Consider the following 20,363-nt stretch of genomic DNA (forward strand, 5'->3'; position numbering starts at 1 on the left):
GAACGCGCTTCGTCTCCCCTTTGTTGTTTCCCCCCCCCCCCCCCCCGCGACAGACCGCAACGAGTGGCGTCCTGCCACTCGACGTGACACACCTTGCGCACGCAGGCATGCTGCGGCGCAAGGTGTATTCGTCCAGGAGACCCATCAATGAATTCCGCCTCTTACCCTGCCGCCCAGCACGTCATGGTGCTCTATACCGGCGGCACCATCGGCATGCAGGCCAGCGCCAACGGCCTGGCCCCGGCGTCCGGCTTCGAAGCGCGGATGCGCGACTACCTGCACAGCCAGCCCGAACTCGTCATTCCGCAATGGCGCTTCCGGGAAATGGCGCCGCTGATCGACAGCGCCAACATGACCCCGGCGTACTGGCAGCAACTGCGCGAAGCGGTGGTCGATGCCGTGGATGTGCAGGGCTGCGACAGCGTGCTGATCCTGCACGGCACCGACACCCTGGCCTACAGTGCCGCGGCCATGAGTTTCCAACTGCTGGGCCTGCATGCACGAGTGTGCTTTACCGGCTCGATGCTGCCGGCCGGCGTGACCGACAGCGATGCCTGGGAAAACCTCAGCGGCGCGCTGGTCGCCCTCGGCCAGGGCCTGGCGCCGGGCGTGCATCTGTATTTCCACGGTGAGCTGCTGGCGCCGACCCGCTGCGCGAAGGTGCGCAGCTTCGGTCGCCATCCGTTCAAGCGCCTGGAGCGCCAGGGCGGTGGCGTGAAAGCCGCGTCCTTGTCTGCGCAATTGAATTACGACCAGCCCAAGCAGCTGGCAAATGTCGCCGCGCTGCCGCTATTCCCCGGCATCAGCGCCGAAATCGTCGACGGCCTGTTGGGCAGCGGCGTAAAGGGGCTGGTGCTGGAATGCTACGGCAGCGGCACCGGGCCAAGCGACAACCCGGCCTTCCTCGCCAGCCTGGCGCGGGCACGGGACAATGGCGTGGTGGTCGTAGCGGTGACGCAATGCCATGAAGGCGGCGTCGAGCTGGACGTCTACGAGGCCGGCAGCCGTTTGCGCGGGGTCGGCGTGCTGTCCGGCGGCGGCATGACCCGCGAGGCGGCGTTCGGCAAGTTGCAGGCGTTGATTGGCGCCGGGCTGGCGGTGGAAGAGGTTCGGCGGCTGGTTGAGCTGGATCTGTGTGGTGAGCTTATCTGACACGGCCCTCCATCAACTTGTGGTGAGGGGCTTTTGTGGCGAGGGAGCTTGCTCCCGCTCGGCTGCGCAGCAGTCGTAAAGCAGACAGCGCCATTTGACCTGGATAGAGCCGGTTGCCTGTTGGGGGCTGCTGCGCAGCCCAGCGGGAGCAAGCTCCCTCGCCACAACAGCGACGTCACACTAAAGTACCCGGCATATAACTTGCTCCGTTTCCAGCTTCCCAAGGCTGGAAACGGACATGCTGCATTCCCACCTCACCACCCTTAACGCCGTCTCCCTGGTCCTCAGCACCTTTGAACACGAAGGGCTGTCCGGTGAGGTATTGCTGGCCGGCAGCGGCATCAGCCCGGCGGACCTGAGCCGCGCCGACACGCGCATCACCACCAACCAGGAACTGCAGGTCTGCGCCAACGCCGTGGCCCTCAAGCGCGACATCGGCCTGGAGTTGGGGCGCAGCATGCACGTTTCGTCCTACGGCATGCTCGGCTATGCCCTGCTCACCAGTGCCACCTTAGGTGACGCCCTGCAACTGGCGCTGCGCTACCCGGCGCTATTGGGAACACTTTTCGACCTGAGCCTGGTGGAAGACGGCGAGCACATCTGGTTCAGCGCCAGCAACTACCGGGAGGACCCGGCCCTGGCCGCGTTCAATGCCGAGTTCTGCATGGTTTCGCTGAAAGTCATCTGCAACGACCTGCTCGGCCACCCGCTGCCCCTGCACGCGGCGCGCTTCGAACACCCGGCGCCCGATTACCAAGGGCGCTATGGGACCTGCTTCGATTGCCCGGTGCAGTTCGACAGCCTCGACAATGCGTTCGCCTTCGACCGGCGCTGGCTCGCACAACCGCTGCCGCTGGCCGACCCGATCACGCACCAGGCCATGGCCGAACGCTGCCGCCGGCAAAACACCGAATTCACCGGCCGCCAGGCCTGGCTCGGGCGAATCCGCCAACTGCTCGACGCCCAACTGGACGCCGCCCCCGGCCTGGAAGGCCTGGCCGAACAGATGAACTGCTCGGCACGCACCTTGCGCCGACACCTCAAGGGCCTGGGTTGCAGCTACCAGGACTTGCTGGACGAGCTGCGCTTCGAGCGGGCCAAGCAAATGCTCTGCGAAGCCCAACTGCCGATCTACCGGATCGCCGAAAAGCTGGGCTTCAGCGAAACCGCCAGCTTCCGCCACGCCTTTGTACGCTGGAGCGGCGTCGCGCCGAGCCAGTTCAGGAGCTGAAACCAAACCAGGGCTTCATGCACAACCGCTAGCCCCGTGACGAGGGAGCTTGCTCCCGCTGGGCGGCAAAGCCGCCCCGCACCGGCTGCCCTCATCGCGAGCAGGCTCGCTCCCACAGGTATTGGCGGCGATCACGCATTTTTGCGAACACCTCGGAACACTGTGGGAGCGAGCCTGCTCGCGAAAGCGCTTTCATCAATCCCGCAAAAAAGCCCGGTGCAACTCATCCACCGTCTGGAAGTGATACGCCGGGCTTTCGGCGCTGAGTTCTTCGTGGCTGCCGAACCCGTAGCCCACCGCCACTGCGCTCAAGCCGTTGCTGCGGGCACCGATCAGGTCGTGTTTGCGGTCGCCGATCATCAATGTGTCGTTTGGGTCGAGGCCTTCTTCAGCGAGCAGGTGGGCGATCAATTCGACTTTATCGGTGCGGGTGCCGTCCAGTTCGCTGCCATAGATCACTTTGAAGTGCCGGGCGAAGTCGAAGTGGCGGGCGATTTCCCGGGCGAAGACCCAGGGCTTGGACGTCGCGATGTACAACTGCCGGCCCTGGCTGCCCAGGGTTTCCAGCAACGGCAGCACGCCGTCGAAGACGCGGTTTTCATACAACCCGGTGACCTTGAACCGCTCGCGATAGAAATTCACCGCTTCCCAAGCCTTCGCTTCGTCGAAGTCGTAGAACTGCATGAACGCCTGCAACAGCGGCGGGCCGATGAAATGTTCGAGGCGGGTCAGGTCGGGTTCGTCGATGCCCAGTTTGCCCAGGGCGAACTGAATCGAACGGGTGATGCCTTCGCGCGGGTCGGTAAGGGTGCCGTCGAGGTCGAAGAGTAGGGTTTGGTGGTGCATGAAAGCTCCCAGCAGCGGTGCAATTGCCGTCCATTTTAAGGACTGAAACGAGTACGTGGCGAGGGAGCTTGCTCCCGCTTGACCGGGCTGGCGCTCCAGCGCGAAGCGCTCACAAAAAAAAGAGGACTGCTTCGCAGCCCAGCGGGAGCAAGCTCCCTCGCCACGATGAATCACCGTGATCGACAGCGGGCGCCTCAAACCTGATCGTAACCTTCCGCCAGGTGCAAATCCTTGAGCTTCACGTAGTTCGCCGCGCTGTAGGTGAAAAACGCTCGTTCCTTGTCGGTCAGCGGCCGCGCCTGTTTGACCGGGCTGCCCACGTACAGGAAGCCGCTTTCCAGGCGTTTGCCCGGCGGCACCAGGCTGCCGGCGCCAATGATCACGTCGTCCTCGACCACCGCGCCGTCCATGACGATGCTGCCCATGCCGATCAATACCCGGCTGCCCACCGAGCAGCCGTGCAGCATGACTTTGTGGGCGATGGTCACGTCGTCGCCGATCAGCAACGGGAAGCCATCGGGGTTGAAGGGACCTGCGTGGGTGATGTGCAGCACGCAGCCATCCTGCACGCTGGTGCGGGCGCCGATGCGGATGCGGTGCATGTCGCCGCGGATGACCGTCAGCGGCCAGACGGAGCTGTCTTCGCCGATTTCGACGTCGCCGATCACCACCGAGGTGTTGTCGACAAAGGCACCTCGGGCAAGCCGCGGGCGGTGATTCTGGTACGTGCGAAGGGTCACGATAGGCTCTCTCTCTGCTACTGATAGGCGCTGCTAGCTGCGGTGGACGTCGATTGTAATTACTATGGCTGCAAGTTTCTTCCAGCCAAGGTGCCAACCGTGAGCGTGAACAATCCTCTTTTGCAGCCCTACGACCTGCCGCCATTCTCGGCGATCCGTGCCGAGCATGTGCAACCGGCCATCGAACAGATCCTGGCTGACAACCGCGCCGCCATCGCTGAAATCCTCAAGACCCAGGGTCAACAACCGTCCTGGGCCGGCCTGGTGCTGGCGATGGACGAGCTCAATGACCGCCTGGGCGCCGCCTGGAGCCCGGTCAGCCATTTGAACGCCGTGCGCAACAGCCCTGAATTGCGCGAAGCCTACGAGGCCTGCCTGCCGGCATTGAGTGCCTACTCAACCGAGCTGGGCCAGAACCGCGAGTTGTTCCAGGCCTTCGAAGCCTTGGCGAACAGCCCCGAAGCTGCCGGCTTTGACGTCGCGCAGAAAACCATCCTCGAACATTCCCTGCGGGACTTCCGCCTGTCGGGCATCGACCTGCCGCCCGAGCAGCAAAAGCGCTACGCCGAGGTGCAGAGCAAGCTGTCCGAGCTGGGCAGTCGCTTCTCCAACCAGTTGCTGGACGCGACCCAGGCCTGGACCAAGCACGTCACCGATGAAGCCGCCCTCGCTGGCCTGACCGACTCGGCCAAGGCGCAAATGGCTGCGGCCGCCCAGGCCAAGGGGCTGGACGGTTGGCTGATCAACCTGGAATTCCCCAGCTATTACGCGGTGATGACCTACGCCGAAGACCGCGCCCTGCGCGAAGAAGTCTACGCCGCCTACTGCACCCGCGCCTCGGACCAGGGTCCGAACGCCGGCCAGAATGACAACGGCCCGGTGATGGAACAGATCCTCGACCTGCGCCAGGAACTGGCCCGATTGCTGGGCTTCGCCAACTTCGCAGAGTTGAGCCTGGCGACCAAGATGGCTGAATCCAGCGATCAGGTGCTGAGCTTCCTGCGCGACCTGGCCAAACGCAGCAAACCGTTCGCCGCCCAGGACCTGGAACAGCTCAAAGCCTTCGCCGCCGAACAGGGCTGCCCCGACCTGCAAAGCTGGGACAGCGGTTTCTACGGTGAAAAACTGCGCCAGCAACGCTACAGCGTCGCCCAGGAAGCCCTGCGCGCCTACTTCCCGATCGACAAAGTGCTCAGCGGCCTGTTCGCCATCGTGCAACGCCTGTACGGCATCGAGATCGCCGAGCTGAAGGGTTTCGACAGCTGGCACCCGGACGTACGCCTGTTCGAGATCAAGGAAAACGGCCAGCACGTCGGTCGCTTCTTCTTCGACCTCTACGCCCGCGCCAACAAGCGCGGCGGCGCCTGGATGGACGGTGCCCGCGACCGTCGTCGCACCGTCGACGGCGTGCTGCAAAGCCCGGTCGCCAACCTGGTGTGCAACTTCACCCCGGCCGACAGCGGCAAACCGGCGCTGTTGACCCACGACGAAGTCACCACCCTGTTCCACGAATTCGGCCATGGCCTGCACCACCTGCTGACCCGCGTCGATCATGCCGGCGTGTCCGGCATCAACGGCGTGGCCTGGGACGCAGTGGAACTGCCGAGCCAGTTCATGGAGAACTGGTGCTGGGAGCCGGAAGGCCTGGCGCTGATTTCCGGCCACTACGAAACCGGCGAACCGCTGCCCCAGGACCTGCTGGAGAAGATGCTCGCGGCGAAGAACTTCCAGTCCGGGCTGATGATGGTCCGCCAACTGGAGTTCTCGCTCTTCGACTTCGAACTGCACGCCACCCACGGCGACGGTCGCAGCGTGGCGCAAGTGCTCGAAGGCGTGCGCGACGAAGTCTCGGTGATGCGTCCGCCGGCCTACAACCGCTTCCCCACCAGCTTCGCCCACATTTTCGCCGGCGGTTATGCGGCGGGCTACTACAGCTACAAATGGGCCGAAGTGCTGTCGGCCGATGCGTTCTCCAGATTCGAGGAAGAAGGCGTACTCAATGCCGACACCGGCCGCGCCTTCCGCGAAGCCATCCTCGCCCGTGGCGGTTCCCAGGAGCCGATGGTGCTGTTCGTCGACTTCCGTGGCCGCGAGCCGTCGATTGACGCACTCTTGCGCCACAGCGGCCTGAGCGAGGACGCGGCAGCATGAGTGAGGGGCCTGTGATTACCAAGAAACGCTTCATCGCCGGGGCGGTCTGCCCGGCGTGCAGTGAGCCGGACAAATTGATGATGTGGAACGAAGACGGCGTACCGCACCGCGAGTGCGTGGCCTGCGGTTACAGCGACACGCTCAACGAGCAAGGCCTGTCGGTGCCCAAGGAATTGGGTACCCGGGTCAACACCTCAACGCTCAAAGTGCCGGACGCCAAGGTCCAGGCGGTGCAATTCTTCCCCAACCCCAAGTTGAAGAAGAAACCCGACTGAATGAACCTTATGCTGTTCACTAAAGGACAGCGCGAAACCCGTGGCGAGGGAGCTTGCTCCCGCTGGGGAGCGTAGCGGCCCCTTCTTGTGGGTGCTGCGCACCCAAGCGGGAGCAAGCTCCCTCGCCACAAATGTATTCATCCTGTCGTAAGTGAGCGGACTGAATGATCCGGTATCACCCCCACCCCGGGGGCGATACATAGTTACCGCAGGCGCGCTTCCCTTCCTTTGCAGACTGGCCATCAAGCCCAGACTCACAGGAAGCTTTCCATGCTCGACGAAGACAATCCGCTGTTGCAGGCCTATGACCTGCCGCCGTTTGCCCAGATCCAGGCCCGGCATTTCGCGCCGGCCCTCGACCGCCTCCTTGCCCAGAGCCACGCTCAAGTGGCCGACATCATCCGAACCCAGACGCCCTTTCCCACCTGGGACGATCTCGTGCTGGCGATGGATGGAATCCACACACGCCTGGAAGGCTTCGGTTATCTGCTGCACGTTTTGACCACGACCCGGACCGGCGACGCCTGGGCGCGGGCCGCGTTTGATTGCAACGACCGGCTGCATGACTTCCAGGCGTCGTTGAAACGGCATCCCGCGCTGTTCACGCTCTATCAACGCCTGGCGAGCAGCCAGATTGCCCAGCATTTTTCAGCGCCTCGCAAACGCGCCCTGGAGAAAATCCTTCGCGAATTCCAGCAGAACGGCTCGGCTGACAGCCTGCCGGCCGACCTGAGCCTGTTGAAACTGCGCATGAAAGAGGTGCAGGGGCTGTTCCTGGAAAACCTGCACCTGGCCAACAAAGCCTGGAGCAAAACCGTTGACGACGAAACCCGGCTGAGCGGCCTGCCATCATCCTTCAAGCAACAGATGGCCCTCCAGGCAAAAAACGCCGGTCACTCAGGATGGTTGCTGACCCTGAGCGATGAATCGTTTCGCATCGTGACCCACTATGCCGACAATCGCCTGTTGCGCCAGGAAATGTACGAGGCCTACAGCACCCGCGCCTCGGACCAAGGCCCTCAGGCCGGCCAGTTCGACAACGGCGATGTCCTCAGGCAATTGCTCGGCGACCGTCATCAGTACGCCAGGGCCCTGGGCTACAGCGACTTTGCCCAAATGGCGGTCGAGCCGGAGCAAGCCGCGTCCACCGAGGAAGTCCTGGCGTTCCTGCGGGCACAGCTGGAACGACAGCGCCGGATGTTCAAGCACGACGCCCAGCAGCTAAAGGTGTTTGCCGCACAGCAAGGTTTCAACCAACTCCAGCCCTGGGACTACCCCTACCTGGCGAACCGGCTTCGCCAGCAGACAGCGGGTATTTCCAGGCAGGCACTGAGCGCCTGGTTCGAGCTGGAGTCGACATTTTCACAGCTGCTGCTGATCGCAACGCAGCTGTTCGGGGTGACCTTCACCGAGCGCCAGGACGTGGCGACCTGGCACCCGGACGTGCGTCTTTTCGAGGTCAGCGAATGGGGTGCGGTGATTGGCTATCTCTATTTCGACCCGTTCGCGGACAGCCACCGAGACGGCTTTCCCAACACCACCACACTGCGCAATCGCCAGATCACCGCCGAAGGCCGGCCCCGGCATCCCATCGCCGCGCTGCATGCCTGGCTACCGCGCAGCTCGGGACCGGAACCGGTGCTGCTCGATCATCTGCAATTGCGAATCCTGTTCCATGAGTTCGGCCACTGCCTGCAACATGTCCTGACCCGTGCCGAATATCGCGACCTGTCAGGCATCACCGGCCTGTCCCGCGACACCGCCGAATTTGCCGGGGTGTTGTTCGAACAATGGTGCTTCTCCAAACAGTGCCTGGTGCGCGTTTCGAAGCATCATCAGACCGGCGCGACGATGCCTGACGAGGTCGCCGATCAACTGCTGGCCTTCGCCACGACCCAGGCCAGTTGGGAAACCGCCGCCCTGTTGCGCGACGCATTGTTCGACATCGAGCTGCACCGCACCCATGGCGACGGGCGCAGCGTGCAGCAGGTCTACGAATATGCCAGCGCGGAGGTCGGGCACTTGCCGATGACGGAAAATGACCGCTGGGCCAATAGCCTGGACTATCTGGTGACAGGCTATGGCGCACGGATCTACGCCTACGCCTGGTCGAAGGAGATGGCTGTCACGGTGTTCCGCCGATTCCAACGCGAGGGGCTGTTCAACCCGGCAACGGGACGAGCGCTACGGGAAACCATTTTCGCTCCAGGGGATTCGCGGCCTCTGGCTGAGTCCATAGCGGCTTTCTCGGCTACTTGATCGATCAGTGACCGGGAAGGGCCGCTTGCGGATCCAGGTGTCGGGGCGGCGTCGTCGAGTTGACCCAGCTTTCCAGGGAGCAAAGGGCAAATACGCTGGTACTGCAATCGCCGTTCGCCAACGCGGTGCGAAGTTTTTCCACATCGGCCTGCATCATGTAGCGCACCCCGTCCTTGAAGTGGTGACTGTCACCGAAGCCCCCTTCAGTCATTTCGTTCAGCGCGTCTTCCTTGCTCCAGCCCTGCACCACCACCCGGTACATGGCGGCCACCAGCCCGGTGCGGTCCGAGCCATGCTTGCAGTGCATCAGCACCGGCCCCTTGGCTTCGGCGGCCTGCACCGCGCGCAAGGCCTTGAGTATGTCGCTGTCGTCGACGTGATTGGTGCGGTAAGGCAACTGCACCTGCTCAATGCCCGGTGTGGACAGCCAGCGTGCGTCAGACTCCGGCAGAAAGGTGATGACCGTGCCGATCCTGAGTTTCGTCAGCAATGGCAGGGCCCCGCCGTCCGGCAGCGAACTGCGGTAGAGCGTGGGGGACATCTGGTAAAGGTTGTAGTCCTTTTCCACTGGCTGGGCCCATTCCGGCGGTCGGGTTTCAGTGGCATCGGCCGCCTGGGCCGCGGTCTGGGCAAATCCGGCGAACAGGGCGAGGCACAGCAGTGAACCAAAACAGAGCTTGAGCATGTACGGACGACCGCGACCATGAAATAGAAGGCCAGCAGTTTCGGTTCGCCCCGGTTAAAAACCCGTAACAAGGACGTCAAAGCGTTGTGAACTGGCTGCGATTTCATCATGGCGTGAGGTCGGCCTGCCAAACGGCACTGGCCTGAACCGCGAGGGGAAGATACTGTATGCACATACAGTTTTCGGAGTACCCCCATGTCAGCTCCTCTTCCGCCTCGCGGCCGTGGCACCGCTGCCAACCCGCACAATCGCTTCGCGCCGAGTCGTTCGGTGGCCGAGGATGACGGCTGGTACCACGAAGTACCGCCGACCCAGGGCACCGAAGTGCGCATCGAGACGGCCAAGACCATCATTACCCGCAACACCTCGCCGGACATTCCGTTCGATCGCTCGATCAACCCTTATCGCGGCTGCGAGCATGGCTGCATTTATTGCTTTGCGCGGCCCAGCCATGCGTACTGGGATCTCTCGCCAGGGCTGGATTTCGAAACGAAGCTGATCGCCAAGACCAACGCCGCCGATGTGCTGGAAGAGCAACTGTCCAAGCGCGGCTACCAGTGCGCGCCGATCGCCCTGGGCTCCAACACCGATCCTTATCAGCCCATCGAACGCGAGCAACGAATCACTCGGCGGATCCTCGAAGTGCTGCTGCGCTACCGGCATCCGGTGACCATCGTGACCAAGGGCTCGCTGATCCTGCGGGACCTGGACCTGCTGGCCGAACTTGCGAAACAGCGGCTGGTGGCGGTGATGATCAGCCTCACCACGCTGGATGATGAACTCAAGCGCATCCTCGAACCTCGGGCGGCGGCGCCCAAGGCGCGGTTGCGGGCGATCAGGGTCATGCGCGAGGCGGGAATCCCGGTGGGGGTGCTGTGTGCACCGATGATTCCGATGATCAACGACAGCGAGATCGAGGCGCTGCTGGCCGAAGCCCATGCCGCCGGCGCCCAGACGGCTTCCTACATCATGTTGCGCCTGCCTTTGGAGGTGGCGCCACTGTTCGAAGAATGGTTGCAGGCGCACTACCCGCAGCGCGTCGCCCATGTGCTGAGCCTGGTGCGCCAGAGCCGTGGCGGCGAGCTGTACGACAGTCAGTTCGGCAAACGCATGCGTGGCGAAGGGCCGTTCGCCGAGCTGCTGGCCCAGCGCTTCACCAAGGCGATCAAGCGCCTGGGGCTCAATCGCCGCGAAGGTTACAATCTCGATTGCGAGGCCTTCTGTCCGCCGGGTCGACAGATGTCTTTGATTTAAATACGGTTGCCCTTAAATTGGGGCTCGGCATACCGGCGGTCCGGGGTTCCAAGCGTTCTGGTCACGCTTGGGAATCTACGTCCTAGAGCCTTCGATTCAGTTTGAGTTAAGTTTCGGCCGCTACCTTGTTCATCGAGTGACTGATGGGTCGGGCCTTTCGACCTGGACGTTTTTCAACAGCCACTGGCGTCTCAAAGAGGATGAATCATGAGTGACAAGGATAAACAGCCGTTGGCTGCGTCGGCTTCAGCCCAACCCCAGGCGGAGACCGCCGATGCAGCGCTGCAGCACATTGTTGACGGCTTTTTGCATTTCCATCACGAGGTCTTCCCCCAGCAGGAAGAACTCTTCAAGAAACTCGCCACCGCCCAGGCACCCCGGGCGATGTTCATCACCTGCGCCGACTCGCGCATCGTGCCCGAGTTGATCACCCATAGTTCTCCTGGCGATCTGTTCGTGACCCGTAACGTGGGCAACGTCGTTCCGCCGTACGGGCAAATGAACGGCGGCGTTTCCACCGCCATCGAATACGCGGTACTGGCCCTCGGCGTGCAGCACATCATCGTCTGCGGCCATTCCGATTGCGGTGCCATGCGCGCAGTCCTCAACCCCGAGACCCTGGAGAAGATGCCCACGGTCAAAGCCTGGTTGCGCCACGCCGAAGTGGCCAAGACCATGATCCATGACAACTGCCCGTGCGGCGACGAAAAACAGACCATGCCCATCCTCACCGAAGAGAACGTGATCGCGCAGCTGCACCATCTGCGAACGCATCCCTCGGTGGCTTCGCGCATGGCCAGCGGTCAGTTGTTCATCCACGGTTGGGTGTACAACATCGAGACCAGCGAGATCAAAGCCTTCGACGCGGACCAGGGCCGTTTCCTGCCGCTCGATGGCAGCCATCCGATCCCGGTGGCGACGCCCAAAGCGCGCTTCTAACCGCTCCTAAACATCCTTGCGTGGTTCTGCCCTGCCTGCCGTTCGGGCGGGAGGGCCTTGCCATGCCTGAAGAAAACGTCGGGAGAGTCTCCATGCGTGCTGCTCAATTAAAAGCTGTCCTGCCACGGGAGCTGCTGGCTTCGGTGGTGGTGTTTCTGGTGGCGCTGCCCTTGTGCATGGGCATCGCCATCGCGTCCGGCCTGCCGCCCGCCAAGGGCCTGATCACCGGGATCGTCGGCGGACTGATCGTCGGTTTCCTGGCCGGCTCCAAGCTGCAAGTCAGCGGCCCGGCCGCGGGCCTGGCGGTGTTGGTGTTCGAATTGGTACGCCAGCACGGCGTGGCCATGCTCGGGCCGATCCTGCTGCTGGCCGGGCTTTTGCAACTGCTGGCCGGGCGTTTTCGCCTGGGCTGCTGGTTCCGGGTGACGGCGCCGGCGGTGGTCTACGGAATGTTGGCCGGTATCGGCGTGCTGATCGTGTTGTCCCAGGTGCATGTGATGATCGACGCGGCGCCCAAACCGTCCGGGCTGGAAAACCTGACCGCGTTTCCTGGCGCCCTGGCCCAGGCCTTGCCGTCGTTTGGCTGGCAGGCTGGCTTGCTGGGCCTGTCGACGATTGCAGTGATGTGGCTGTGGGAAAAGCTGCGCCCCCACAGTCTGCGTTTCATCCCCGGCGCCTTGCTCGGCGTGGGTTTGGCGACGATTGCCAGCCTGATGCTGGCGTTGCAGGTCAAGCGGGTGGAAGTCCCGGAAAACCTCGCCGAAGCCATCGACTGGCTGCGCCCCGCGGATCTGCTGAACCTGGCCGACCCGAGCGTGCTGATCGCCGCGTTCGCCGTGGCCTTCATCGCCAGCGCCGAGACCTTGCTGTCAGCGGCGGCGGTGGACCGCATGCACAGCGGTGAGCGTGCGGACTTCGACCGGGAGCTGTCGGCTCAAGGCATCGGCAACATGCTCTGCGGCCTGCTCGGCGCCCTGCCGATGACCGGCGTGATCGTGCGCAGCTCGGCCAACGTCCAGGCCGGCGCGACCACGCGGATGTCGACGATTTTCCATGGCTTGTGGTTGCTGTTGTTCGTGCTGTTGCTGTCCAGCGTGCTGCAAAGCATTCCGGTGGCGAGCCTGGCGGGCGTGCTGGTGTACACCGGTTTCAAACTGGTGGACCTCAAGGCCTTCCGTGGCCTGGGCCGCTATGGCCGGATGCCGATGTTCACCTATGCCGCGACGGCCTTGGCGATCATCTTCACCGACCTGCTGACCGGCGTGCTGATCGGTTTCGGCCTGACCCTGGCGAAACTGGCCTGGAAAGCCTCGCGCCTGAAAATCAGCCTGATCGACCTGCCCCAGGAAGGCGAGATGGAACTGCGCCTGGTCGGCGCGGCCACCTTTCTCAAGGTCCCGGCGCTGACCCAAGTGCTGGGCACCATTCCCGAGGGCGCGACGGTACACGTGCCGCTCAACAACCTGAGCTACATCGACCACTCCTGCCTGGAGCTGCTGGAAGAATGGGGCCGAGCGAACGCCAGCAAGGGCTCGAAACTGCTGATCGAATCCCGCGGGCTCAAGCGTCGATTGGAAGGAAGGTTGCGGACGAATGTGGGGGTGGGTGCAGCGTCTGCCTGAGGCCCCCACAGGCAACCGCTCACTTAAAGTTTGCTTGATTCATTGTGGCGAGGGAGCTTGCTCCCGCTGGACTGCGCAGCAGGCCCATTTTATGAGTGCTTCGCACTCAAGCGGGAGCAAGCTCCCTCGCCACGGGCTCAGTGAATGCCTTAAGTGAGTAGCTCGCTCCCACAGGGGTTGAGGTTTCAATCTCGCTCAAGCCACCGGCTGTTCCAGCTCCAGGCCGACGCCCAAACGGCGGGACATGCACGGCCAGCGCTTCCAGGCGGCGCCGGTTTGCGGGCTGCTGAGTTTCTCGCGGTAGGTTTCTACCGACTCCAGTGCAAAGGTCTCTTCGTTGAGCATTTCATCGAAGGCGTGGTGCACCACTTCGTCGAGTTGGTTGGCAAATTCCTCACCGATCAACTGGTGAGCAATCAGGTTGGCGACCGTCATGTCCAAGGGGATCAAGGGCTGGCCGAAATGCTTGATATACAAGTCGTTGACCTCTTCAACGAACCGGTGCGCCAGGTAGGCCTCATCCAGCAGGCTGTCGAGCCCGACATGGCCGGCCATGATCGACGGTGGCTGGAGGAAGTACTGCTCGGCGATCTTCAACACTGGCTTGATCTGCGACTCGATCCCCGCTTCCCGGGCGACGTCGTTGGCGGCGTCCAGCAGGTCAGGGACTTCATCGATGTAGGCGGCGACGAAACGCGCCAGCACGTCGTTGGCGTTGACTTCAGGTAACTGGATGGCACGGTGCAGGTGTGGCAGTTGGGCTTCCAGCTGTCGGGTCAATTGGCCGGTCTGGGCCTCATGTTGTTGGGCTTTTTGGATCTGCTCGCGCAATGCGGCGGTGTTCATGAAAACTCCAGGAAAACTCAAGGCAATGAAATAGGAAGACATAACTTAGCTGGCGAATAAACACTCCTAAGACCTATTTTTCATAACCCCCTCTTCCTTGATGCGTCAAAGTTATATCGGTTTGCCATCATCTGGTGACGCATCCTTCTCCATTCGCGGGCTCTGGCGCAAGCCCCCTGTGTTTCAAAAACGATTTTCACCATCGCGTTGCGAGGTTCGAGTCGCTGTCTATACTCGGTTTTGAATGGAGTTAGCTGATGACACCCGATGCATAAGCAGCAAGGCACGGCGGTGGAGTTCGCAGTCTGATGGAGCCGCTCTCCCTTGCCGCAGGCGTTACGCCTACGGGATAACAAGAACGATAAGGGGAACCCGCAATGACGCGACATCCACACGTATGGATGGGCCTCCTGTTGTGGTCGATTTTCAGCCCGGCGCAAGCAGCCTGGACTGTGAATATGGCGCCTGGAGCGACACAGATCAGCCACGCAGTGTTCGACCTGCACATGACCATATTCTGGATCTGTGTGGTGATCGGCATCATCGTCTTCGGCGCCATGTTCTGGTCGATGATGATGCACCGCCGCTCCACCGGCCAGAATGCGGCGCACTTTCACGAAAACACCCGCGTTGAAATCCTCTGGACCATCGTGCCGTTCCTGATCCTGGTGGCCATGGCGATTCCCGCCACCGCCACCCTGATCAAGATGTACGACCCCAGCGAGTCGGAGATCGATGTCCAGATCACCGGCTACCAGTGGAAGTGGCACTACAAATACCTGGGCCAGGACGTCGAGTTCTTCAGCAACCTGGCCACCCCCGCCGAACAGATCCATAACCAGACCACCAAGGGCGAGCATTACCTGCTGGAAGTCGACAAGCCGCTGGTGCTGCCGGTCGACGCCAAGGTGCGCTTTCTGGTGACGTCCGCCGACGTGATCCACTCCTGGTGGGTGCCGGCGTTCGCGGTCAAGCGCGACGCAATCCCAGGGTTCGTCAACGAGGCCTGGACCAAGGTCGACAAGCCCGGCATCTATCGCGGCCAGTGCGCCGAGCTGTGCGGCAAAGACCACGGCTTCATGCCGATCGTGGTGGAGGTCAAGAGCAAGCCCGATTACGAGAAATGGCTTGGCGAACGCAAGGCCGAAGCGGCGCAGCTCAAGGAGCTGACCAGCAAGGAATGGACCCTCGACGAGCTCAAGGAGCGCGGCGACAAGATCTATCACACCACCTGCGCGGCCTGTCACCAGGCCGAAGGCCAGGGCTTGCCGCCGATGTTCCCGGCGCTCAAGGGCTCGAAGATCGCCACCGGGCCCAAGGCTGATCACCTGAGCATCGTCTACCACGGCAAACCCGGCACCGCCATGGCCGCCTTCGGCAAGCAGTTGTCGGAAGTCGATATCGCGGCGGTCGTGACCTATGAACGCAACGCCTGGGGCAACAACAAGGGCGACATGGTCACGCCGAAAGAAGTGCTGGAACTCAAACAGGCGGAAAGCAAATGAGCCGGCCTGACGTGTATTCCCGCAACCGGTCGGGGCTCATTGCCCCGCGCCGTCCAGCCCATTCGTTCGAAGGAGACAGGACATGAGTGCTGTGATCGATGACCACGGTCATGCCGGCGCCGACCACGCCCACGGCCCCGCCAAGGGTCTGATGCGCTGGGTATTGACCACCAACCACAAGGACATCGGCACGCTGTACCTGTGGTTCGCGTTTTCCATGTTCCTCCTGGGCGGCTCGTTCGCCATGGTGATCCGCGCCGAGCTGTTCCAACCCGGCCTGCAGATCGTGCAGCCGGAATTCTTCAACCAGATGACCACCATGCATGGCCTGGTAATGGTGTTCGGCGCGGTGATGCCGGCCTTCGTCGGCCTCGCCAACTGGATGGTCCCGTTGATGATCGGCGCGCCGGACATGGCCCTGCCGCGCATGAACAACTTCAGCTTCTGGCTGTTGCCGGCGGCGTTCCTGCTGCTGGTGTCCACGCTGTTCACACCGGGCGGCGGGCCGAACTTCGGCTGGACCTTCTACGCGCCGCTGTCCACCACCTATGCGCCGGAAAGCGTGACGTTCTTCATTTTCGCGATCCACCTGATGGGCATCAGCTCGATCATGGGCGCGATCAACGTGATCGCCACCATCCTCAACCTGCGCGCCCCCGGCATGACGCTGATGAAAATGCCGCTGTTCGTCTGGACCTGGCTGATCACCGCGTTCCTGCTGATCGCGGTGATGCCGGTGCTGGCCGGGTGCGTGACGATGATGCTGATGGACATCCACTTCGGCACCAGCTTCTTCAGCGCCGCCGGCGGCGGTGACCCGGTACTGTTCCAGCACGTGTTCTGGTTCTTCGGCCACCCCGAGGTGTACATCATGATCCTGCCGGCCTTCGGCGCCGTCAGCTCGATCATCCCGGCGTTCTCGCGCAAGCCGCTGTTCGGCTACACCTCGATGGTCTACGCCACAGCGGCCATTGCGTTCCTGTCGTTCATCGTCTGGGCGCACCACATGTTCGTGGTGGGCATTCCGCTGGTGGGCGAGCTGTTCTTCATGTACGCGACCCTGCTGATCGCCGTGCCCACCGGGGTCAAGGTGTTCAACTGGGCCAGCACCATGTGGCAAGGCTCGCTGACCTTCGAGACGCCGATGCTGTTCGCCGTGGCCTTCGTGATCCTGTTTTCCATCGGCGGTTTCTCCGGATTGATGCTCGCCATCGCCCCGGCGGACTTCCAGTACCAGGACACCTACTTCGTGGTCGCGCACTTCCACTACGTGCTGGTTCCCGGCGCGATCTTCGGGATCTTCGCCTCGGCGTACTACTGGCTGCCGAAATGGACCGGCCACATGTATGACGAAACCCTCGGCAAGCTGCACTTCTGGCTGTCGTTCATCGGGATGAACATGGCGTTCTTCCCCATGCACTTCGTGGGGCTGGCGGGCATGCCGCGGCGGATTCCCGACTACAACCTGCAGTTCGCCGACTTCAACATGGTCTCGTCCATCGGCGCGTTCATGTTCGGCACCACGCAGATCTTCTTCCTGTTCATCGTGATCAAGACCATCCGTGGCGGCCCACCGGCACCGGCCAAGCCATGGGACGGCGCCGAAGGGCTGGAGTGGAGCGTGCCATCGCCGGCGCCCTACCACACCTTCACTACGCCGCCGGAAGTGAAATGAGATGACACACAGGCCTCCTGTGGGAGCGGGCTTGCTCGCGAATCAGACGACGCGGTCTGACAGAAACACCGCGTCATCGTTCTTCGCGAGCAAGCCCGCTCCCACAGGGTTCGGTGCAAGGAGCCGATGCCATGGCTGATTCGATTTCGCTGAAGAAACTCGTCACCCGCCTGCTGATCGTGGTGGTGGCGATGTTTGTCTTCGGCTTTGCCCTGGTGCCGATCTACGACGTGATGTGCAAGGCGTTCGGCATCAATGGCAAGACCGCCGGGCAGTACGAGGGCGAGCAGACTGTCGATGCATCACGCCAGGTGCGCGTGCAGTTCCTGTCGACCAATGCGGTGGACATGCCCTGGGACTTTTTCCCCAAGGGTGACCAATTGGTGGTCCAGCCGGGGGCCGTGAATGAAATGGTGTTCGTCGCCCACAACCCCACCGACCGGCCGATGAGCGCCCAGGCGGTTCCGAGTATCTCGCCCAGCACTGCGGCAGCCTATTTCCACAAGACCGAATGCTTTTGTTTTACCCAGCAAGTGCTGCAACCCGGCGAACGCATCGAAATGCCCATGCGCTTCATCGTCGACCGGGACATGCCCAAGGAAGTGAAGCACCTGACGCTGTCCTACACGCTGTTCGATATCACCGCTCGTCATCCACCGGTGGCTCTAAACACTGAACGATAGCGTGCCCGATAAGGAGAACAATAAATGGCAACTCATGAGCACTATTACGTTCCGGCCCAGAGCAAATGGCCGATCATCGCCACGGTCGGGATGTTCGTCACGGTGTATGGGCTGGCGACCTGGTTCAACGACCTGAAAGCCGCCCGCCCGGAATCCCACGGCCCGCTGGTCTTTTTCGTCGGTGGCCTGTTGCTGGCCTACATGCTGTTCGGCTGGTTCGGCGCGGTAATCAAGGAAAGCCGCGCCGGGCTCTACAGCCCACAGCTCGACCGCTCGTTCCGCTGGGGCATGAGCTGGTTCATCTTTTCCGAAGTGATGTTCTTCATTGCCTTCTTCGGCGCGCTGTTTTATGTGCGCCACGTCTCCGGTCCGGCCCTGGGCGGTGAAGGCACCAAGGGCCTGGCCCACATGCTCTGGCCGAACTTCCAGTTCACCTGGCCGCTGCTCAACAACCCAGACTCGAAGCTGTTCCCGCCGCCCAAGGACGTCATCAGCCCGTGGGGCCTGCCGTTGCTCAACACCGTGCTGCTGGTGAGCTCCAGCGTCACCGTGACCATCGCCCACCACGCCTTGAAAAAGGGCCATCGTGGCGCGTTGAAACTCTGGCTGGCGATCACCGTGCTGCTGGGTTGCGCGTTCCTGGCGTTCCAGGCCGAGGAATACATCCACGCCTATAAAGAGCTGGGCCTGACCTTGGGTTCGGGGATCTACGGCGCGACGTTCTTCATGCTTACCGGTTTTCACGGCGCCCACGTCACCATCGGCACGATCATCCTGTTCGTGATGCTGATGCGCATCCAGCGCGGGCACTTCGACAACGAGCATCAGTTCGGCTTCGAGGCCGCGAGCTGGTACTGGCACTTCGTCGATGTGGTGTGGATCGGCTTGTTCATCTTCGTCTACGTGCTCTGAGGCAACCGCTACCAGGGCGCATGCGATACCAACTGGCCGCTGAAAAAACCCCAGGCGATCAAGCCGACGGTGACAGCGGCCAGACTGACGCGCACCGCCAGGGCGATGACCAGCCGATTGGACTCTCTACCGTCCTTGACCAGAAAAAACAGGCCGCCGAACAGGCTCACGACGGTCGCAATCAGCATCAGGACGATGGCTGCTTTTAGCATCAGGAACACTCCGGGGGGACGCAATGCACCTGAGTATAGCTAGCTCGCTCAACGGTTTTCGGACGGCGCCATGAACGGCTTCCGGCCGGGCCTCGTGCCGTCATTGGTGGTGGCCGTGCTGGTGCCGGTGATGGTGTGCCTGGGGTTCTGGCAACTGGGCCGGGGCGAACAGAAACGCGTGCTCATGCAGACCTACGCCGAGCGCCGCGTCGCGCCGGCGCTGGACAGCACCGAGCTGCAACACACGGCCGATCCGGCGTTTCGCCCCGTGCAGCTCAACGGTCAGTTCGACGCCGAGCACAGCATCCTGTTGGACAACCGCCAGCACGACGGCAAGGTCGGCGTCGAATTGCTCCAGCCATTCCTCGACCACGCCAGTGGCCTGTGGTTGCTGGTCAATCGCGGCTGGCTGCCGTGGCCCGACCGCCGCACCGCGCCGGTCTTCGACACTCCCGAACGCCCCGTGAGCCTGCAGGCCTGGGTCTACATCGCGCCGGGCGCCACCTTCCAACTGCACGCCGACCCGGCCAACGCGCCGTGGCCGCGCCTGGTCACGGCCATCGAGCCGGACAAGCTCTGGGCCGAACTGGGCCGCAGCGGTTTCGCCTATGAACTGCGCCAGCAAAGCGGCCCCGGCGCCTACCGCACCGATTGGCCGGTGGTGAGCATGGGCCCGGAAAAACACCTCGGTTATGCCGTGCAGTGGTTCGCCATGGCGGCGGCGCTGTTCGGCCTTTTTCTTTATCTCGGATGGCATAACGCAGGGAGACACCATGGGAAGCGCCATGAATCCAACCAACACGTCTGAGGCACCCTCGGCCCACACCCGCCGCAAGGGACGCCTGCAATTGCTGCTGATCGTGTTCGGGGTCGTCGGCCCGATGATCCTCGCCACCGGCATGTACAAATTCCAGTTCTGGGTGCCCGACAGCCGCAGCTACCACGGCGAACTGATCGGCACCGGCCAGACCCGCGCCGAGATCGGCGTGCAGGCCGATGAACAGCGCTGGCAGATCCTCGTCACCGCGCCGAAGGAATGCGCGGTGGACTGCCGGCAACTGGTCTACCTGGCCCGCCAAGTGCAGATCGGCCTGGGCCGCGACGCCGCCCGCGCCAGCCACGCCCTGGCCATCGCCCAGCCGCTGGACGCCGAGTACGACGCCCAGTTGCAACGCGAATACCCGCAACTGCAACGCTACCCGCTGGACCTGCCCGCCTATGAAAAAGGCGCCCAGGGCTCCGGCGGCGCGCAGCTGTGGATCATCGACCCCCACAGCAACCTGGTGCTGCGCTACGACGCCCGCGTCAAAGGCAAGGACCTGCTCAACGACCTGCGCCACTTGCTGAAACTGTCGAACATCGGATGAGGGCATCGA

General features: G+C 62.7%; 19 protein-coding genes. 14 read left to right on the top strand and 5 right to left on the bottom strand.

Annotated features, from left to right (window positions below; all coding sequences use genetic code 11):
* Positions 1-147 precede the first annotated feature (147 nt).
* Both ACLEJR_RS06390 and ACLEJR_RS06395 read left to right on the top strand, forming a co-directional pair.
* Positions 148-1,152 (top strand): asparaginase, encoded by a 1,005-nt coding sequence (locus ACLEJR_RS06390; RefSeq protein ID WP_440812816.1) that lies wholly within the window; start codon positions 148-150, stop codon positions 1,150-1,152.
* Positions 1,153-1,390: 238 nt separating this feature from the next.
* Positions 1,391-2,383: an AraC family transcriptional regulator gene (locus ACLEJR_RS06395; RefSeq protein WP_440812818.1), complete on the top strand. Its 993-nt coding sequence runs from the start codon at positions 1,391-1,393 to the stop codon at positions 2,381-2,383.
* A 195-nt stretch (positions 2,384-2,578) separates the two neighbouring features.
* Here the strand turns inward: ACLEJR_RS06395 and ACLEJR_RS06400 are convergent, their stop codons facing one another.
* Both ACLEJR_RS06400 and ACLEJR_RS06405 read right to left on the bottom strand, forming a co-directional pair.
* Positions 2,579-3,229: an HAD family hydrolase gene (locus ACLEJR_RS06400; RefSeq protein WP_440798926.1), complete on the bottom strand. Its 651-nt coding sequence runs from the start codon at positions 3,227-3,229 to the stop codon at positions 2,579-2,581.
* A gap of 194 nt (positions 3,230-3,423) precedes the next feature.
* A complete protein-coding gene (locus ACLEJR_RS06405) occupies positions 3,424-3,969 on the bottom strand; it encodes a gamma carbonic anhydrase family protein (protein ID WP_440812821.1) in 546 nt (181 codons plus the stop codon).
* 99 nt (positions 3,970-4,068) lie between these two features.
* On the opposite strand from ACLEJR_RS06405, the gene prlC reads away from it, so the two are divergent.
* The 3 genes from prlC to ACLEJR_RS06420 all read left to right on the top strand — a co-directional run bounded on the left by prlC (position 4,069) and on the right by ACLEJR_RS06420 (position 8,654).
* Positions 4,069-6,120 (top strand): oligopeptidase A, encoded by a 2,052-nt coding sequence (gene prlC / locus ACLEJR_RS06410; RefSeq protein WP_440812822.1) that lies wholly within the window; start codon positions 4,069-4,071, stop codon positions 6,118-6,120.
* Positions 6,117-6,395, top strand: coding sequence for a YheV family putative zinc ribbon protein (locus ACLEJR_RS06415; protein ID WP_440812825.1), 279 nt, complete (start codon positions 6,117-6,119; stop codon positions 6,393-6,395). The genes prlC and ACLEJR_RS06415 overlap by 4 nt, the downstream gene beginning before the upstream one ends.
* 270 nt (positions 6,396-6,665) lie before the next feature.
* Positions 6,666-8,654: a M3 family metallopeptidase gene (locus ACLEJR_RS06420; RefSeq protein ID WP_440812827.1), complete on the top strand. Its 1,989-nt coding sequence runs from the start codon at positions 6,666-6,668 to the stop codon at positions 8,652-8,654.
* 4 nt (positions 8,655-8,658) lie between these two features.
* Here the strand turns inward: ACLEJR_RS06420 and ACLEJR_RS06425 are convergent, their stop codons facing one another.
* Entirely contained in the window at positions 8,659-9,339 is a 681-nt protein-coding gene (locus ACLEJR_RS06425) for a phosphatase domain-containing protein (protein ID WP_440812830.1), read from the bottom strand.
* A gap of 195 nt (positions 9,340-9,534) precedes the next feature.
* On the opposite strand from ACLEJR_RS06425, the gene ACLEJR_RS06430 reads away from it, so the two are divergent.
* From ACLEJR_RS06430 to ACLEJR_RS06440, 3 genes are all read left to right on the top strand, one after another.
* Positions 9,535-10,593: a PA0069 family radical SAM protein gene (locus ACLEJR_RS06430; RefSeq protein ID WP_440812832.1), complete on the top strand. Its 1,059-nt coding sequence runs from the start codon at positions 9,535-9,537 to the stop codon at positions 10,591-10,593.
* 207 nt (positions 10,594-10,800) lie between these two features.
* Entirely contained in the window at positions 10,801-11,532 is a 732-nt protein-coding gene (locus tag ACLEJR_RS06435; RefSeq protein WP_440812835.1) for a carbonic anhydrase, read from the top strand.
* 92 nt (positions 11,533-11,624) lie between these two features.
* Positions 11,625-13,154, top strand: coding sequence for a SulP family inorganic anion transporter (locus ACLEJR_RS06440; RefSeq protein ID WP_440812838.1), 1,530 nt, complete (start codon positions 11,625-11,627; stop codon positions 13,152-13,154).
* Between the two features lie 195 nt (positions 13,155-13,349).
* Here the strand turns inward: ACLEJR_RS06440 and ACLEJR_RS06445 are convergent, their stop codons facing one another.
* Complete coding sequence (locus ACLEJR_RS06445) at positions 13,350-14,000, bottom strand: hypothetical protein (protein ID WP_440812840.1); 651 nt, start codon at positions 13,998-14,000, stop codon at positions 13,350-13,352.
* A 377-nt stretch (positions 14,001-14,377) separates the two neighbouring features.
* On the opposite strand from ACLEJR_RS06445, the gene coxB reads away from it, so the two are divergent.
* The 4 genes from coxB (at position 14,378) to ACLEJR_RS06465 (ending at position 18,775) form a co-directional block, all read left to right on the top strand.
* Positions 14,378-15,505, top strand: coding sequence for a cytochrome c oxidase subunit II (coxB, locus tag ACLEJR_RS06450; protein ID WP_440812842.1), 1,128 nt, complete (start codon positions 14,378-14,380; stop codon positions 15,503-15,505).
* An 82-nt stretch (positions 15,506-15,587) separates the two neighbouring features.
* Positions 15,588-17,180, top strand: a complete 1,593-nt coding sequence (ctaD, locus tag ACLEJR_RS06455; RefSeq protein ID WP_440798948.1) for a cytochrome c oxidase subunit I — start codon at positions 15,588-15,590, stop codon at positions 17,178-17,180.
* A gap of 131 nt (positions 17,181-17,311) precedes the next feature.
* The gene (locus ACLEJR_RS06460; protein WP_440794425.1) at positions 17,312-17,863 is read left to right on the top strand and encodes a cytochrome c oxidase assembly protein; all 552 of its coding nucleotides are present in this window, start codon (positions 17,312-17,314) and stop codon (positions 17,861-17,863) included.
* A 24-nt stretch (positions 17,864-17,887) separates the two neighbouring features.
* Positions 17,888-18,775, top strand: coding sequence for a cytochrome c oxidase subunit 3 (locus ACLEJR_RS06465; protein WP_440794427.1), 888 nt, complete (start codon positions 17,888-17,890; stop codon positions 18,773-18,775).
* Positions 18,776-18,783: 8 nt separating this feature from the next.
* On the opposite strand, the gene ACLEJR_RS06470 is transcribed toward ACLEJR_RS06465, so the two are convergent.
* Positions 18,784-18,987 carry a twin transmembrane helix small protein gene (locus tag ACLEJR_RS06470; protein WP_440812844.1) on the bottom strand — a complete coding sequence of 68 codons (204 nt, stop codon included), beginning with the start codon at positions 18,985-18,987 and terminating at the stop codon, positions 18,784-18,786.
* Positions 18,988-19,057: 70 nt separating this feature from the next.
* On the opposite strand from ACLEJR_RS06470, the gene ACLEJR_RS06475 reads away from it, so the two are divergent.
* Positions 19,058-19,795, top strand: coding sequence for an SURF1 family protein (locus ACLEJR_RS06475; protein ID WP_440794431.1), 738 nt, complete (start codon positions 19,058-19,060; stop codon positions 19,793-19,795).
* Positions 19,761-20,354 carry a hypothetical protein gene (locus tag ACLEJR_RS06480; protein ID WP_440812845.1) on the top strand — a complete coding sequence of 198 codons (594 nt, stop codon included), beginning with the start codon at positions 19,761-19,763 and terminating at the stop codon, positions 20,352-20,354. The genes ACLEJR_RS06475 and ACLEJR_RS06480 overlap by 35 nt, the downstream gene beginning before the upstream one ends.
* Positions 20,355-20,363 lie beyond the last annotated feature (9 nt).

Source organism: Pseudomonas sp. SMN5 (assembly GCF_052041925.1).
Taxonomy (GTDB): domain Bacteria; phylum Pseudomonadota; class Gammaproteobacteria; order Pseudomonadales; family Pseudomonadaceae; genus Aquipseudomonas.

Coding starts and splice junctions, on each gene's coding strand:
- ACLEJR_RS06390 (WP_440812816.1), top strand. CDS start 148: ATGAATTCCGCCTCTTACCCTGCCGCCCAGCACGTCATGGTGCTCTAT.
- ACLEJR_RS06395 (WP_440812818.1), top strand. CDS start 1,391: ATGCTGCATTCCCACCTCACCACCCTTAACGCCGTCTCCCTGGTCCTC.
- ACLEJR_RS06400 (WP_440798926.1), bottom strand. CDS start 3,229: ATGCACCACCAAACCCTACTCTTCGACCTCGACGGCACCCTTACCGAC.
- ACLEJR_RS06415 (WP_440812825.1), top strand. CDS start 6,117: ATGAGTGAGGGGCCTGTGATTACCAAGAAACGCTTCATCGCCGGGGCG.
- ACLEJR_RS06420 (WP_440812827.1), top strand. CDS start 6,666: ATGCTCGACGAAGACAATCCGCTGTTGCAGGCCTATGACCTGCCGCCG.
- ACLEJR_RS06425 (WP_440812830.1), bottom strand. CDS start 9,339: ATGCTCAAGCTCTGTTTTGGTTCACTGCTGTGCCTCGCCCTGTTCGCC.
- ACLEJR_RS06430 (WP_440812832.1), top strand. CDS start 9,535: ATGTCAGCTCCTCTTCCGCCTCGCGGCCGTGGCACCGCTGCCAACCCG.
- ACLEJR_RS06435 (WP_440812835.1), top strand. CDS start 10,801: ATGAGTGACAAGGATAAACAGCCGTTGGCTGCGTCGGCTTCAGCCCAA.
- ACLEJR_RS06440 (WP_440812838.1), top strand. CDS start 11,625: ATGCGTGCTGCTCAATTAAAAGCTGTCCTGCCACGGGAGCTGCTGGCT.
- ACLEJR_RS06445 (WP_440812840.1), bottom strand. CDS start 14,000: ATGAACACCGCCGCATTGCGCGAGCAGATCCAAAAAGCCCAACAACAT.
- coxB (WP_440812842.1), top strand. CDS start 14,378: ATGACGCGACATCCACACGTATGGATGGGCCTCCTGTTGTGGTCGATT.
- ctaD (WP_440798948.1), top strand. CDS start 15,588: ATGAGTGCTGTGATCGATGACCACGGTCATGCCGGCGCCGACCACGCC.
- ACLEJR_RS06460 (WP_440794425.1), top strand. CDS start 17,312: ATGGCTGATTCGATTTCGCTGAAGAAACTCGTCACCCGCCTGCTGATC.
- ACLEJR_RS06465 (WP_440794427.1), top strand. CDS start 17,888: ATGGCAACTCATGAGCACTATTACGTTCCGGCCCAGAGCAAATGGCCG.
- ACLEJR_RS06470 (WP_440812844.1), bottom strand. CDS start 18,987: ATGCTAAAAGCAGCCATCGTCCTGATGCTGATTGCGACCGTCGTGAGC.
- ACLEJR_RS06475 (WP_440794431.1), top strand. CDS start 19,058: ATGAACGGCTTCCGGCCGGGCCTCGTGCCGTCATTGGTGGTGGCCGTG.
- ACLEJR_RS06480 (WP_440812845.1), top strand. CDS start 19,761: ATGGGAAGCGCCATGAATCCAACCAACACGTCTGAGGCACCCTCGGCC.